16 protein-coding genes and 1 pseudogene are annotated in these 13,743 nt (G+C 54.0%); 10 read left to right on the top strand and 7 right to left on the bottom strand.

Annotated features, from left to right (window positions below):
- The first annotated feature begins 30 nt into the window (after window positions 1–30).
- From AC2FNU_RS14840 to AC2FNU_RS14820, 5 genes are all read left to right on the top strand, one after another.
- Window positions 31–1,218, top strand: a complete 1,188-nt coding sequence (locus AC2FNU_RS14840) for a trans-sulfuration enzyme family protein (protein ID WP_496789870.1) — start codon at window positions 31–33, stop codon at window positions 1,216–1,218.
- Window positions 1,219–1,608: 390 nt separating this feature from the next.
- Complete coding sequence (locus AC2FNU_RS14835; protein ID WP_496789868.1) at window positions 1,609–2,076, top strand: LacI family DNA-binding transcriptional regulator; 468 nt, start codon at window positions 1,609–1,611, stop codon at window positions 2,074–2,076.
- Window positions 2,077–2,206: 130 nt separating this feature from the next.
- Window positions 2,207–2,686: a substrate-binding domain-containing protein gene (locus AC2FNU_RS14830; protein WP_496789867.1), complete on the top strand. Its 480-nt coding sequence runs from the start codon at window positions 2,207–2,209 to the stop codon at window positions 2,684–2,686.
- Window positions 2,687–2,918: 232 nt separating this feature from the next.
- Complete coding sequence (locus tag AC2FNU_RS14825) at window positions 2,919–4,214, top strand: sulfite oxidase (RefSeq protein WP_496789865.1); 1,296 nt, start codon at window positions 2,919–2,921, stop codon at window positions 4,212–4,214.
- Between the two features lie 57 nt (window positions 4,215–4,271).
- Complete coding sequence (locus AC2FNU_RS14820) at window positions 4,272–4,973, top strand: c-type cytochrome (RefSeq protein ID WP_496789863.1); 702 nt, start codon at window positions 4,272–4,274, stop codon at window positions 4,971–4,973.
- 27 nt (window positions 4,974–5,000) lie between these two features.
- On the opposite strand, the gene AC2FNU_RS14815 is transcribed toward AC2FNU_RS14820, so the two are convergent.
- The gene (locus AC2FNU_RS14815; protein WP_496789861.1) at window positions 5,001–5,738 is read right to left on the bottom strand and encodes a hypothetical protein; all 738 of its coding nucleotides are present in this window, start codon (window positions 5,736–5,738) and stop codon (window positions 5,001–5,003) included.
- Window positions 5,735–6,238 (bottom strand): RNA polymerase sigma factor, encoded by a 504-nt coding sequence (locus AC2FNU_RS14810; RefSeq protein ID WP_496789859.1) that lies wholly within the window; start codon window positions 6,236–6,238, stop codon window positions 5,735–5,737. Before AC2FNU_RS14810 ends, AC2FNU_RS14815 begins: the two co-directional genes overlap by 4 nt.
- A 444-nt stretch (window positions 6,239–6,682) precedes the next feature.
- On the opposite strand from AC2FNU_RS14810, the gene AC2FNU_RS14805 reads away from it, so the two are divergent.
- The 4 genes and pseudogenes from AC2FNU_RS14805 to AC2FNU_RS14790 all read left to right on the top strand — a co-directional run.
- A complete protein-coding gene (locus tag AC2FNU_RS14805; protein WP_496789857.1) occupies window positions 6,683–7,378 on the top strand; it encodes an efflux RND transporter periplasmic adaptor subunit in 696 nt (231 codons plus the stop codon).
- Window positions 7,375–7,677, top strand: coding sequence for a GNAT family N-acetyltransferase (locus tag AC2FNU_RS14800; protein WP_496789854.1), 303 nt, complete (start codon window positions 7,375–7,377; stop codon window positions 7,675–7,677). The genes AC2FNU_RS14805 and AC2FNU_RS14800 overlap by 4 nt, the downstream gene beginning before the upstream one ends.
- A gap of 207 nt (window positions 7,678–7,884) precedes the next feature.
- Entirely contained in the window at window positions 7,885–8,826 is a 942-nt protein-coding gene (locus AC2FNU_RS14795; protein ID WP_496789852.1) for a DUF5996 family protein, read from the top strand.
- Between the two features lie 81 nt (window positions 8,827–8,907).
- Window positions 8,908–9,169, top strand: a pseudogene (locus tag AC2FNU_RS14790) (transposase); the annotation flags it as partial.
- A gap of 106 nt (window positions 9,170–9,275) precedes the next feature.
- On the opposite strand, the gene AC2FNU_RS14785 reads toward AC2FNU_RS14790, so the two are convergent.
- Window positions 9,276–10,148, bottom strand: coding sequence for an alpha/beta hydrolase (locus AC2FNU_RS14785; RefSeq protein ID WP_496789849.1), 873 nt, complete (start codon window positions 10,146–10,148; stop codon window positions 9,276–9,278).
- A 4-nt stretch (window positions 10,149–10,152) separates the two neighbouring features.
- Window positions 10,153–10,743, bottom strand: coding sequence for an NADPH-dependent F420 reductase (locus tag AC2FNU_RS14780; RefSeq protein ID WP_496789847.1), 591 nt, complete (start codon window positions 10,741–10,743; stop codon window positions 10,153–10,155).
- An 83-nt stretch (window positions 10,744–10,826) separates the two neighbouring features.
- Here AC2FNU_RS14780 and AC2FNU_RS14775 point away from each other — a divergent pair, with 83 nt between their 5' ends.
- Window positions 10,827–11,213 carry a winged helix-turn-helix transcriptional regulator gene (locus tag AC2FNU_RS14775; protein WP_496789845.1) on the top strand — a complete coding sequence of 129 codons (387 nt, stop codon included), beginning with the start codon at window positions 10,827–10,829 and terminating at the stop codon, window positions 11,211–11,213.
- A gap of 134 nt (window positions 11,214–11,347) precedes the next feature.
- On the opposite strand, the gene AC2FNU_RS14770 is transcribed toward AC2FNU_RS14775, so the two are convergent.
- The 3 genes from AC2FNU_RS14770 to AC2FNU_RS14760 form a co-directional block, all read right to left on the bottom strand.
- Window positions 11,348–12,238 (bottom strand): MBL fold metallo-hydrolase, encoded by an 891-nt coding sequence (locus AC2FNU_RS14770; RefSeq protein ID WP_496789842.1) that lies wholly within the window; start codon window positions 12,236–12,238, stop codon window positions 11,348–11,350.
- Between the two features lie 247 nt (window positions 12,239–12,485).
- Window positions 12,486–13,226, bottom strand: a complete 741-nt coding sequence (locus AC2FNU_RS14765; protein ID WP_496789841.1) for an SDR family oxidoreductase — start codon at window positions 13,224–13,226, stop codon at window positions 12,486–12,488.
- A gap of 30 nt (window positions 13,227–13,256) precedes the next feature.
- Window positions 13,257–13,743, bottom strand: a 487-nt coding sequence (locus tag AC2FNU_RS14760) for an agmatine deiminase family protein (protein ID WP_496789839.1), incomplete at its 5' end; no start/stop codon positions are given.

Here is a 13,743-nt window from a genome sequence, read left to right as displayed (position 1 = left end):
TTTCAGAATTGCTTGAGCTAGAGGATCCTTATGCCCACGACTAGGCGTTCCGTCGTACGACGAACAATAACCCCAAAGATTACAGGAAAACCTATTGTTGCCCCGTTGTCGGCGGCGGCCATGTATTCATATGACACTGCAAGCCAGCTTCAGCAAGTTTACGCTGAGGAAGAGCCAGGTTTTGGATATTCGCGCGATGGGCATCCCAATGCGGTGGCTTTGGCTGAGAAGCTCTCTTGGCTGGAAGACGCCGAAGCTGGGCTTATGACCAACTCCGGCATGACGGCAATTACAGCTGCCTTGCTCACGGTTCTGGAAAAGGGTGACGCTGTCGCCGGCGCAAGCCAGCTGTATGGGCGGTCCCACTTAATGCTGGATCGCGATCTACCGAGGTTGGGCTTCGAAACACGGCGATTTGACGCGTCTGATCCATTAACTTTTGCAGCTGCAATTGTCCCGGGAACGCGCATCGTACTGACGGAGATCCTCTCAAACCCAATGCTGCGCGTGACCCACTTTGCTGAGCTTGTGGCGGCAGCAAAGAACGTAGGCGCGTTGGTCCTGGTCGACAACACTTTCACGACGCCGCGCCTCTTTAATCCCCTGAGCCACAACGCTGATTTGGTCATGCATTCGGTTACTAAAATGCTCTCGGGTCATAGCGATCTCAATCTTGGGTATCTCGGCGGCCGCGACCTTGGGCTGATCAATCGTATAGACGAGACGATAAAGACGCTGGGTTTGCAAGCAAGCCCATACAACTGTTGGATGGCGGAGCGCGGATTGAATACCTTTGATGTGCGGTTTGAACGTGCCCAGCAAAATGCGCGTAGCCTAAGCAATTTTCTGACCAGCCATCCGATGGTTGAATGCGTGCATTTTCCAGGAAATGAAAAGCATCCGGATCACGATTTGGCCAAAAAAATGCTGGCTGGATTTGGCCACATGATCAGCTTTGTATTGCGAGGTTCGCGAACACAAGCGGACATATTTCTCTCCGCGGCAAAAGACATTCCTTACGGACCCACATTGGGAGATGTTGCGACAACGCTCATAATGCCGTCCGTCGCATCGCATCGAAAGGTACCCCGTGAAACGCGGATTGCGCTTGGGATCGAAGATAACCTGATCCGCGTCTCGGTCGGAATTGAAGAATATGATTTGATCGAAGCAGATATCAGCGACGCGCTTCGTTCCGCTGAATCCACTTTGGGTTAAAGCTGCGCCTTTTTTGAAGAAGGGTTAGAACAAGAGCAGGGTTTTCTGCTTTTCGCTTTTTCCGATTGGCAGTAATGAAGCGACATGATTCCACTTCCGTGACGCAGTAAAACAGGGCCGATTTTTGACCCCAAGCTTCGATTGTGCGGATGCCTTCTGCAAGCGGAAACAGGTTTGTTCGACAATGCCGATCTGTCTGATCGCGTCAAGACGGGACATGCCTTGGCCGATTAGAATCTCAACCTGTCGCAACTTCGGTCAATCTCTTAGGGATTCGGTCTCTTGTTGCCCATACGCGGCCCTCTGCAAAAAACGGTGGACCAGTTCAGTTGGGGAGGCTGCACGCATGATCACACTGCTAAACCTGCACGGAGTTGAGCAATAGACTGAATGCGCAGACCCACGATCATAGATGTTGCCAACAAGGCGGGCGTTTCAAAATCGACGGTCAGTCTTGTCTTGCACGGCAGCTCACAGGTCAAGTCGGAAACCAGTGTACTTGTCCACGAGGCGATGCAAGAGATCGGGTATGTGTACAACCGGTCGGCGGTTAATCTCAGATCAACTGGTAACGCGCTGATCGGGTTGGTGATCAACGATCTGACCAAGCTGTTTTTCACCGAATTCGCGATGTCGCTGCGAATGGCGCTGGGGTTCCGGGGTGATGCGGTGGTAGTGGCGAATACCAACGAAGACCCCGAAATTCAGGATCAGGTGGCCAATGCCATGTTGGAGCACGAGGTCTCGGCCTCGATCCTGTCGCCCGCTTACGGTAACGTTTCAAACACGCTTGCCGCAGTTGCGCGTGCAGGGATTCCAATAATGCGGGTTCTGCGTCAGGTCGAAAGCGTCCGGTAAACACCCTTTCATTGCCCCTGACTATCGTTCTGGGGGTCGCGCTGCGACCCGACTTCTGCTTGATACCGGTGCGCGCCGGATCGCTTTTGTCGGCGGACTGGACGGTCGTAAAGTCACGTAGGAACGGATCTTGCGCTACATCGAGGTTCTGCAGGAAAGTAGGCTGCAACCGATTGTAATATCAGGAAAATCAAGCCGAGCCTTCGGGCATGCTACAGCTGCGGACCTGTTCAGAGATCACCTGGATTGCGACGCCGCTTTGTGTTTCAATGATCTGGTAGCCTTTGGGATGATCAATGCCTGTCACGAGGCGTGTGTCGAGATCGGGCGATCTTTTCAGATCATCGGGTTTGACGATATTCAGGAAGCCTCTGAATGTTGGCCCGCCTTGTCTACGGTACAATGCGTCGTCGGCGACTTCGGAGAAAAAGTCGCGGACTTGGTCCTAACGTGGCTGCAGACCGGGGTTGCGCCTTTCACAATACACAAACGCCTACCCGACTGGTGTTGCGGCAAACAACCAAGAAACTTTCGCAAACTTTTGTCGGCTGACGCTGGCATTTGTTTTCAACTGAACTGCCACAGTTACGATCAACCTGAATATCGGTAAGGGATCGGGTGCAAACGGTTATCTGATCTGACCGAACGACGCGTCGTAATGTTCGGTTTGTACTCGTGTTCCAGAAGGGTAAGTGACGGGATTCACCCTGACATGGTTGCGTTGAACTCTTCAAAAATGAGTTTGGACGCTGAAAGACGGAATAAAACAAGGACCCTGCACGTCTCTCTCTTGAATAACGGCGCGCAAAGACGTGCCAAGCCAGCAGCCAAGGGAGGAAACAATGGCGCCAGTAGAGGACAAGAATCGCTCGGTTCACGAGTTCTTCGCAGATGACCCGGAAAAGGCCGATGCCGCGTTTTTTGGGCGGGTGGCGAACCCGGACCGGCGCGGGTTTCTGAAACGTACCGGGCTGGCGACGATGGCCGCAATGGTTGGCACGTCGATCCCGTTTCACCGCAACATGCCCATCGGCTTCGTGCCCGCCGCCATGGCACAGGAAAATGATCTGGTCGGCAAAGATGGGCTGACCCTTCTGAATGATCGCCCAGTAAATGCGGAAACACCGCCCGAGCTGCTTGATGACCTGATCACCCCAACCAGCCGCCATTTCATCCGCAACAACGGCATCCCGCCCGAGGATGTTGATCCGACCACCTGGACCCTTACGGTAGACGGTTTCGTGGAGACGCCGTTGACCCTGACAATCGCCGACCTGCGCGAACAGTTCGAGGTCGTGACCATGGCGCTGACGCTGGAATGCGGCGGTAACGGGCGCGGCTTTTTCAACCCGCCCGCCAAGGGCAATCAGTGGACCTATGGCGCGGTGGCCTGTTCCGAGTGGACCGGCGTGCGGTTGAAGGATGTTCTGGAAAAGGCCGGTGTGCAATCGAATGTCGTCTATACCGCGCATTATGGCGCGGATGGCCACCTGTCCGGTGATCCCGAAAAAATGCCGATCTCGCGCGGCGTGCCGATCGAAAAGGCGATGACGGACAACGTGCTGATTGCATTTGAGATGAACGGCGCGGAACTGCATCCGATGAACGGTGCGCCGCTGCGGCTTGTCGTGCCGGGATGGCCCGCATCCACGGCTCAGAAATGGCTTGAACGGATTGAGCTGCGCGATCAGGTTCACGATGGCCCGAAGATGACCGGTACGTCATACCGGGTTCCGGGTTATCCCGTGGAACCGGGGCAGGACGTGCCGAAAGAGGATTTTGTCATCATCGAACGCATGCCGGTCAAATCGCTGGTGACGTTCCCCGCAAACGGGTCCGATCTGGGTATGGAAACGCAGGTACGCGGCCACGCCTGGTCAGGAGACCGGGCAATCAGCAAGGTTGAAGTGTCGACTGATTTCGGCGCGACCTGGCAGGATGCCCAGCTTGACGATCCGGTCAACAGTGGCGCGTGGCAGAACTGGCGTGCAGATGTCAGCTTTCCGCAGGCCGGGTACTATGAGATCTGGGCCCGTGCCACCGACGATGCAGGGGTCATGCAGCCTTTTGCCATCGACTGGAACCCGAAAGGGTATCTCAACAACACCATGCACCGGGTCGGTGTACGCGCAAGCTGATCAGTCCGGGGCGGCCCACGCGCCGCCCCTCAATTTTCCTTGCACCGGAGGAATTCCATGCGTTTCGCACATCTGCGAACTGTGACTGTTGTGGCATTAGGCATCGCCGCGACATCCCCGGCTCTGGCTGAGCTTGAGTCGTCCCTTGCCAATGCCGACGTCACGAAAGGCGAGCGTGTCTTCAAGAAATGTGTCGCCTGCCACACGGTCGAGCAAGGCGACAAGAACAAGGTCGGTCCGAACCTGTACAGCATCGTTGGTGGCCCGGTGGCCGCCGTCGATGGATTTAAGTATTCCAAAGCAATGATCGAATACGCCGGGGACTGGACGCTTAAACGCCTTGACCTGTTTCTCAGGAGGCCAAAAGACGAAATAAAACGCACAAAGATGAGCTTTGCGGGGCTGAAAAAGGATCAAGACCGGGCGAATGTGATCGCCTATCTCAATACGTTTTCAGACGCCCCGCTGGCGTTTGGCGCGGCCGCCGAGACCGTCTCGGTTGAAGCCGAAGAAGAATACGAATTCGGCGTGCTGTTCGATGCGCCCGGCGTGGAATCGACCTACTTCGCCTGCACCGCCTGCCATTCCGAGATGATCGTTGCGCAACAGGGCCTCAGCCGGGACGGTTGGGTCGAGATGTTCGATTGGATGGTCGAGGAACAGGGGATGTCGGAAATCGAAGAGCCCGAGCTTTCAGAAATCCTCGACTATCTCGCTGCGCACTATGGCGAGGATCGACCCAACTTTCCGAAACCCTAAACCGAATGCAGATCCGGACGGCTGCCGCTAACCCACACAGGGGGCGGCAGCTGCCGTTGCATCGGACACCGCCGCCAAACTGGTCTGGGACGCATCACTTTGGGTCGTGAGTTTCAGATAAGCGGCTATCGCGTCAAATCTCGGTTGGTCCATACCGCTGGCAATGACCATGTGGCGCATGTTGTCCGAGGTCGTCCATGCCTCAACCTGCCGGCCTGCACTGCTATCATCGTCCAACTCGAACGCGCCGCGGAAATACGAAATCCGGCAGCCGTTTCGACCGGCGTAGTGAGTGACCAGACCCTTTTTCAGCGATCGGATTGCAACCGGTGTCAGCCTCGCGCTGGCAAGGTCCGGTATGCCGTCATACCCCGCCGCCGCAACCGAACGAAGATCGCTGTTCTGGACCGAGACATCCTGTTTCGCAAAATCCTCGTGGATGTCGAAAGCCGTCGGCGTGGCAAACGCGTTCGCCCCCAGAATTATGGCGGCCGCAAGCGCGGCCGCAAAGGCACCACCGGCCAGCCATCTGACCGGACGCCAATTGCTGTTCGCAGAGTTTTCGAGCGGTACGGAGGACTGGTGCGCCGTTTCAGGTCGCAATGCGGCCAGACTGGACGCCACATCGCGCACATCCTTCAACGCCTGCGCAAGAGCAGGCTCAGACGCCAAACGGGTTTCAAACTCCGCACGGGTTGCGTCGCCCAACTCACCGTCATGGTAGGCGTTTACCAGTTCCCAGTCTGTGTCGCTCAGTTCAGTCATTTGCCACTTTTCGTAGTTTTGTCTTGCAGTTCCACGCCATCTACCAGTTCAAGCAGAGCCTTTCTTGCCCGACTGATCCGGCTCATCACAGTTCCGTTGGCGACATTCATGACTTTGGCCGCCTCCAAGTATTTCAACCCCAAAATGTCCACAAGGCACAGCACTTCCCGCATATCCGGCGGCAATTTTTGATACGCGAGTCGTATCAGGATATCGTGCGCTGCGTCCGAAGACCCGGCTTCATCGGATAGACGTCTCTCAGCCGCCAAATATTCCCTGCGAACACGTTTTTTTCTCAGCTCGTCATAGTGCAGATTGCGGATGACACGAAACATCCAGGGACGAAGCTGTTCGAGCTGAGTTGGCTTGTCTTCGGTTCTCAAAGCGCGTTCAATGGCGTCCTGCACAAGGTCCTCTGCGTCATTGGCCGAGGCGCAAATTGTGGTCGCATAGGCCCGAAACTCGGGAAGCAGTTGCTCGATTTGAGTGATCGACGCCATTCTCAAAACTAGCCAACTGAACATGCCATAGTCAATTCATGAAACTTTTTGAGATGTAAACCCAACCGCGGGCCACAAGAAGAGAAACGAACTATATGCTTCAAGAAATTTAACCCGAAAACCAATTCAACTTAGGAATGAGAAACAACCTTCCCAGCCGTAAATTCCCTGTTTGTTGAGACTTGTAAAACTCACTAATTACTCAAAGTATAGCTTGCGAATTGGTACGACTAGGTCGCTCCAAAACACATATCTGAAGCTTAACCTCGTATGTTTATACATCACAGAAGCCCGTTAAAATCGAACAGAAGGGCTTAATAGATGGCGATGCAAAACTGTATGGGAGATAATTTAAAACAAACTATCCCAGCGTTGAAAACATGAAAGATTGACCCACATTTGTGTTGTTGAGTTTAGTTTTACGCCGTCAAAAAAGAGATCTAAATGAATGCGTTTGTTTGCTTTTCATGTTGCTTTCTATTCGGAACCGCTGCGTTTGCGGACGCTTGGGGATTCGACGGCGTTGTATTGCCATCCGAACGCGGTGTTGCGACCAGCCAAACCGATGGAATCATAAAAACTGTTCTTCACTCGAACGGTGACAATGTGTTGAAAGACGCTCCGCTGGTTCAACTGGGTGACACCGATGCGAGGCTGGGTCTCGATATGGCGCTTGCTCGTCAAAAGCAGGCGGAAGCCCGATTTACGGAAGCTACTGCGCAGGCAAACTGTCAAACTGAATTGCTGAATCGTGGTGTAGCAACAGAAGCAACAGCCGATCCCGCCGTTACTAACTTTAAGATCGCGGATGCCAAAGCCGGTCAACCATTGGGTGAGGTGATCGTTTTAGACCCGGTGATGGTTGCCTATCAGGTGGATTACCAAACGCGCCTTGATGTTATGGCGCAAGCAGGCGTCGCGACAGTTGAGGCACTGTTCGAACAGCTTACAGTCGCAGGTTCCCTGCCAAACGGCACAGTATCGCGCGATGGGCTTTCGCCCGAACGGGCTGCTGCGTTGCTGGACGAGAGTGGGAACTTGACCGTTTGGGTGCGTGTTCCGAATCCAAACCTTATAAAGCGTCCCGGACTCAAAGTGCGTGTGACATCTAATCTAGCAAAGGCGGGAGTGCAAAATTGACCCAGAATGCAACAATCCTTCGGGAAGATACCGATACAAAAGCGCGCTACGTGGCCACGGTGGAAGGTGTCGAAGGCGAGGGAGAACTGACGATATCCAAAGTGAGCGACAAGCTTGTCATAGCGGATCACACCGACGTTCCAGACAGTATGCGTGGTATGGGTGTTGCAATGCAGTTGGTCGAGCGCTTGATCGCCGACGCCAGAGCGGCCGGCCAACGGATAGTCCCATTGTGTCCTTTTGTTCGCGCGCAGGCGGAAAGACATAAAGAAGATTGGGCGGATGTCATTCAGCATTGACCCAACTTTTGGCCTTCAAGTGGTTTATGCGCCAACAGGGTGTCAGATGGGATAACTTTTGTGATTGTTTTAAATTGTCTGTCTGACGAGTAACCAATTGATGGAAAAGTGCAAAAACCAACTGATCAAAATCACACTTCTCGACACCTAGGTTACCAAAACCGAAAGTATGCGAGGCAATGTTGCTCAAATTCGAAGGTAAATGCGATGAGTTTGAACTCAGACAAAAAGAGCTGGCCCGACATCCCTTTCGACCCGTGGCGCCAGACGTGTGAAGCGCTGCATCTTTGGTGCCAGATCGTCGGAAAGTACCGATTGAAGCACTCGTTTTGGGTCAATCATTCCTGGCACGCCACTTTTTATGTAACTTCCAGAGGGCTAACAACCGGATTGATCCCTGACCCAGAAGTTCCGGTTACTGTGACTTTCGATGTCTGCGACGAAAAACTGCTTGTCGAAGCCGCCGGGGGCAAGACTGTAAGCTTTGATCTAGAGTCGATGAGCGTCGCAAGCTTCCGCAAAAAGTTCGGTGCAGCGATCGCAGAGGTTGGCGGCAATTGCGACATTCACGGGCGGCCAAACGAATTGCCAGACCCCATTCCGTTCTTGCAAGATACGGCTGAACGTCCCTACGACGCAGATGCCGTGCGGAGGTTTCACCAGGCTCTTTTGAGAGTGCACGATGTGTTCAATCAGTTTCGGACAGGGTTTCACGGGAAGGTTTCCCCGGCTCATTTGTTCTGGGGTTCCTTCGACTTTGCTGTAACCAGATTTTCGGGCCGAAAAGCGCCGCCTCATTCTGGCGGAATTCCCAATTTGCCAGACGATATAACGCGTGAAGCCTACAGTCACGAAGTATCGTCGGCAGGGTTTTGGCCCGGGAATGGATATGGTGAACCTATGTTTTACTCATATGCATATCCGGTACCGGACGACTTTTCGAAACAAGCAGTTTTACCTACGGCAGCCAGTTGGAATGATGAGCTTGGGGAATTCCTGTTGCCGTATGATGCTGTACGCACCTCTGCAAACCCTGCAGAGTCTCTTCTGTCCTTCCTCAAGTCGACCTATGAAGCGGCGGCCAACACAGCAAATTGGAACCGAGATATGGATCGCCCTTGGGGCAAGTGTGGTCGACCCCCAATCTAGGCTCAAGACCCATTGATTTCCGTTTGGCTGCGTGATTCATCGCGTTCAAAACGAGTGGCGAACATGTCTGATCTTTTCTAGTTGAGCGACTACATCGGTGCGAGGGCATTGATTAGCAGTCTGCCAAATGTCGAATGGTTGCTGGGTGACCGCGGCTATGATGCAGATTGGATCAGAGAAGCGTTGAAAGACAAAGGGATACGCGCGCCGCATCCCAGGCCGCAAACAGCGCAAGACAGCTGTCCGATACGACAAGCGCCGCTACAAACGCCGCAATCGGATCGAGATTATGTTTTGCAGATTGAAGGACTGGCGCCGTGTGGCGATGCGGTACGTCAGGTGACCCAAAGTCTTCCTCTCAGCAATCCCTCTCGCCGCTTTGGTCATCTATTGGCTATGAGTCCTGAGCATAAGTAGAAAATTGAATAAGTGTGTAAAAGAGAGCTGGGCTACAGAAACTTGACGAGGAAGCTAGCGACTTGCTCTGACGCGTCAGAGACAATCCTTGGGTCATCGTAAATGTCTGTCTGCCCTTCAGATGTGATCTCGTACTTGAACTTCTCGCCGGGCACCGATGCAAAGAACTTTTCGGCCCAAGCGGGATTAAGCGCATTAGGCCCATGTATCATCAGGAACGGTTGGTTCAGCCCTGTGGCGGCACTTTGGACGTCAAATTGCAGAAAATACTCTCGCGACATGACCGCGAATTCGTTCACGTAATTGGGGTGCGCGGCGCGATCAGAATAGTAGTCGTAGGTCGATTGGATCATCATTGCAGCGTCTTGGTCCAGCGCGACTGCGGGGATGGTCTCAACTTCCCCAGTTGCTTCATAGGTCGCGCGCGCGGCGGCACCCTGAGCGACCTTCTGACCAAACCCTTCGGGATCCGATTGACGCATCTCAGGCACATCACGGTAGTAACCGGCAATCGCTGCAAAGGCTTTTACTTGCGGCAGGTCGTGAATTGCGTGCGCGAGATATCCCGACCCCAGGCAAACACCGACGGCACCCAGCCGCTCCGGATCGACGCCATCCTGTTCAGCCAAAGCCGAAACCGCTTCCTTCAGATCAGCGATCTTATGGGGATAGTATTCATACTGCCTCGGTTCGCCACCGCTTTCACCATAGTGTCGGTGGTCAATGGCCAAAGCGGCAATGCCGCGTTCGGCGAGTGCGGCGGCATAGGTTCCTGTCACCTGTTCCTTGACCGAAGTCATCGGGCCGCCGGTTATGACAGCGGGGAAGGGGCCCTCGCCTGACGGAAGGTGCAAATCCCCGACGATCGATGTACCGTCAACTTCGAATTCTACGCGCCGTGCCATAGGGTTACCCCCGATGATAGATGAATGCTGTGTCGGTGCCCCGTCCTTGCCCAACCGCAAGTTCGATATTCAGATGGGCCAGGGATTCCAGGTGACGGGCGGCTGACAGCTTGTTGATCTTTTCCGGTCGAAAACCGAGCGAGGCCGCAAGTTCCGAAACAGTATCAACTGCGTCAGGGTTGTCACCCGCGACAAAGGTCGTTGCGGGGGTACCATCGCGCGAGAGCCGATCAGATGTCATGTTATCAGCAAACACGGTATTGAACGCTTTTACAACTCGGCTTTCCGGAAGCAGTCTTGCAATCTCTTCCCCGCCAGAGTTTTCCTGACCCAGCAACAGCGGCGACCAATCGTCATTTAGCGGATTGGTCGCATCGACGACGATTTTCCCGGCGAGCTTTTCCTGAAGCGGGCGCAATACGTCCGCCGCGACGTGGTAGTGGACTGCCAAAACAACAACGTCGCCGTGATCCGCCGCCGCGTCAAAGCTGGTGTATCCGCTTCTGCTTCCTGCCACAACATCATGGCTGGCGGTCTGACACAGCTCAAGCAAGCGCCCACCAACGTTTCCGGTTCCTAAAATTGCAACCTTCATTTCGTCATCTCCAGCTACTCTTGAATTCGACGAGAGAGTCTGCATGGTGGTAACTGAAGTCAATTAGGTACCCCGAGGTAACTATGTCAAATATTGCTCCAAATGCCTTTGTCGCAGATTGCCCGACACGTGGGATTATTGTGCGCCTGGCCGAAAAGTGGACGATGCTAACGTTGGCGGCCTTGTTGCAGGGTCCAATGCGGTTCGGGGCACTTCGCCGTTTGATTGAGGGCGTTTCTCAGAAAATGCTCACCAAAACACTTCGAAACCTTGAGGAAGACGGGTTGGTTATTCGTCAGGTCTTTGACGAGATGCCACTTCGCGTTGAATATTCCCTAACCCCTCTCGGGGAGAGTTGCGCCGAGCTCGTTAACCAGATCAAAATCTGGGCCGAGCAGAATATGATTGAGATTCAAAGCCATAATACGGACAAGCAGAGTGCCGAGGTAGTGTCTGTCGTACGTCAGTAACGGCTTCGTGGCAGAAGATTAGGCACCACTTTGGTAACACCCACCGTATCAGATTGGAGGTGCCGGTTTCAGATTTTTAAACCGACACCTCTAACTCTTTGCTATTTGCTCATAGTTTTCAGACGTGACGCTGTTTAAGGCAGACGCTGAACGCCGGCGGAAAACTCGAAAATAAAGTCGTTTGCATAAGTCGGATACTTGCCCACCATGACAGACTTGATGCTTTCTACGCTTGAATCATCGGCTCGGGCGTCCCGGTAGGTTTCAAGCCAGTCAATCTGCTCGGACAGAACCCGGTCACCGCGGCGCACAGCCGGTCTGGCATGGCCCACAATAACACGCGATGGGTCGAGCGACTGAACGCGTTTCACAAGATCAATCCACCCATCGAAATCATCATGGTCGCCGGTGAAAGCATGTGTTTCCGAAAAAACGACATCTCCGGTTATGGCGGTTCGGCTATCCGGCTCGAAAACAACGGATGACATTGGGTGATCGCCGGGGCCCTGCAAGACCTGCAGGGGTTGGCCATCCAGCACCAGACCATCATCTGAAACCGCTTCGAAAAAGTCCGGTGCGGTATCCGGAAGATTTTCCCCACCACCGGGGACCGCAGCGCCAAGGCTCGCCTGGCGCGTCGAAACCATCGGCTGGAACAATGGGATCGCGTCACCGCGCGCAAAAAACTGGGCTTCAGGGAACGCTGCGCGGATAAGTTCGGCACCGTTGAAATGATCAAGATGCGGGTGTGTCACGTAAGTCCATTCAAGAGGTTTGCCACGCTCTTTGAGGTCCGCAATCAAACGCATCGCGTTCGACAACGTAAATTGCGTATCAACCAGTCCGAGCGAAGCGGGTCCTTCGATAATGGCGGATCGGACCAACAAGGGCCCGGCATCCGAGACCCACTCCTCGACCCGCAACCCGGCGGGGCGCGCGATGGCGGGGGCTGCCAAAGTACCTAGTGTTGCCAGAGAACTTGCAATCATAGAACGTCTGGTAAGTCGTGTTGGGTCAAAGTTCATTTTGTACTCCTGAGTTCGATGAAGCGTCGCCTCATTGAATACAGCGAAGTGGTATCTTTCGTCGATTAGGTACCCAGAGGTTACCACTGGTGGTTTCTTTGAAACGTACTGAAAATATTGCGAAAAGTTTTTAGCAAACTTCTGGCAGAGCAAGACTTTGGTGTAGACACCCCGTCCACAGGACACTTCTGAAGGCGCAGTTTCGAATATGAAGTTTCCTAAGGGTTTCAGATTACTTGAGGCAGCCTCAGTTGTGTGTGCCTGCAGGTTGCCCACCATCCACGTCGAGTGTGACACCCGTGATAAACCTATTCGACATAAGACCGAGCACTGCCGCCGCAATGTCGCTCGGGTGGCCTCTGCGCCCAACTGGAAGCGTGTCATCCACAGAGTCGAAATGGCTTTGCGCTGCTTGTTCGCTAAGGCGCGTTCGCCAAAGAGGCGTGTCTACTTGGCCGGGCACAATAGTGTTTACGCGAATTGGGGCAAGCTCAAGAGCTGCGACTCTGCCGAGCGACTCGATCGCCCCATCGACGGCTGCCAGCGTTCCAAGACCGCGCATCGGTTTTCTGCTAATCCACCCAGAGAACAGAGTTATTGAACCGGTCGCAGAGATCATTGGCGCACCGTACTTCAGTGAGTGATGCTGTCCCCAAAATTTGGACTCAAAGAGACCCCGCGCAGCCTGAGTATCTATCTCCACGATCGTGCCGCGTACTGTCCCAGCGGCTGCAGCGACGAGATGATCAAATTTCCCAATGCTGTCGAAAACAGCCTTCACACGATCTTCTTGCGTAACATCAAGTGAGGCATACTCGACCTTCCCTGTAAGTTGCTTCGCCGCAGCTTCCAATTTGGCGTGGTCTCTTGCAAGAAGAACAATTTCCCTAGCTCCGGCATTTAACGCCTGACGAGCAATTTCTAGTCCGATACCGGACGATCCGCCTGTGATTACAATCCTTGATCCAACTAGTGAGTCATAGGGCATTTTGAGCCTCGTTGTTGTGATTGTCTTTCGCTAATTAGTCTGCACTGCAGGTACCTGCTGGGTTAGACAGTGAATTGCACCGCCCTGCATCGGGGCCGCGCGCATGGTGATTCCGATTACCTCACGATTGGGAAAATGCTTGGCGAGTTCCGTTCGGGCGGCTTCGTCCATGTCCGGATCAAACCCGGTTTGCGGCATGATCACGGCACAGTTGCAGATGTAAAAGTTCATGTAAGGCGCGATGAAGTCATGTTTGCCCACCGTGAAACTCGACATAAAGGGAAAAGGTACCACTTCGATCCCGGCTGCCTCGAGCACCGCGCGTGCCTGCGCAAGTGGCTTTGCATTCACGCTGTCTTCGGGAACGTCCAGCATCAGAACGCGGTTTTCACCGATGAAACACATGAACAGATCGATGTGGCCGTCCGTGCCGTAATACATCCGTTCCGGATCGCGGGTCTGATCCTCAGACAATCCTTCCTGAATCCAGATGATCCGGTTCAAACCAAGGGCGTCC

This window comes from Ruegeria sp. BHSB064, assembly GCF_059613205.1.
Note: the sequence above shows the minus strand (reverse complement) of the source record. Positions and strands in the feature narration are given on the sequence as shown.

What these genes read in the sequence shown, in the direction of transcription:
- AC2FNU_RS14840 (WP_496789870.1), top strand. Translation starts at nt 31, where the DNA reads ATGCCCACGACTAGGCGTTCCGTCGTACGACGAACAATAACCCCAAAG.
- AC2FNU_RS14835 (WP_496789868.1), top strand. Translation starts at nt 1,609, where the DNA reads ATGCGCAGACCCACGATCATAGATGTTGCCAACAAGGCGGGCGTTTCA.
- AC2FNU_RS14825 (WP_496789865.1), top strand. Translation starts at nt 2,919, where the DNA reads ATGGCGCCAGTAGAGGACAAGAATCGCTCGGTTCACGAGTTCTTCGCA.
- AC2FNU_RS14820 (WP_496789863.1), top strand. Translation starts at nt 4,272, where the DNA reads ATGCGTTTCGCACATCTGCGAACTGTGACTGTTGTGGCATTAGGCATC.
- AC2FNU_RS14815 (WP_496789861.1), bottom strand. Translation starts at nt 5,738, where the DNA reads ATGACTGAACTGAGCGACACAGACTGGGAACTGGTAAACGCCTACCAT.
- AC2FNU_RS14810 (WP_496789859.1), bottom strand. Translation starts at nt 6,238, where the DNA reads ATGGCGTCGATCACTCAAATCGAGCAACTGCTTCCCGAGTTTCGGGCC.
- AC2FNU_RS14805 (WP_496789857.1), top strand. Translation starts at nt 6,683, where the DNA reads ATGAATGCGTTTGTTTGCTTTTCATGTTGCTTTCTATTCGGAACCGCT.
- AC2FNU_RS14795 (WP_496789852.1), top strand. Translation starts at nt 7,885, where the DNA reads ATGAGTTTGAACTCAGACAAAAAGAGCTGGCCCGACATCCCTTTCGAC.
- AC2FNU_RS14785 (WP_496789849.1), bottom strand. Translation starts at nt 10,148, where the DNA reads ATGGCACGGCGCGTAGAATTCGAAGTTGACGGTACATCGATCGTCGGG.
- AC2FNU_RS14780 (WP_496789847.1), bottom strand. Translation starts at nt 10,743, where the DNA reads ATGAAGGTTGCAATTTTAGGAACCGGAAACGTTGGTGGGCGCTTGCTT.
- AC2FNU_RS14775 (WP_496789845.1), top strand. Translation starts at nt 10,827, where the DNA reads ATGTCAAATATTGCTCCAAATGCCTTTGTCGCAGATTGCCCGACACGT.
- AC2FNU_RS14770 (WP_496789842.1), bottom strand. Translation starts at nt 12,238, where the DNA reads ATGAACTTTGACCCAACACGACTTACCAGACGTTCTATGATTGCAAGT.
- AC2FNU_RS14765 (WP_496789841.1), bottom strand. Translation starts at nt 13,226, where the DNA reads ATGCCCTATGACTCACTAGTTGGATCAAGGATTGTAATCACAGGCGGA.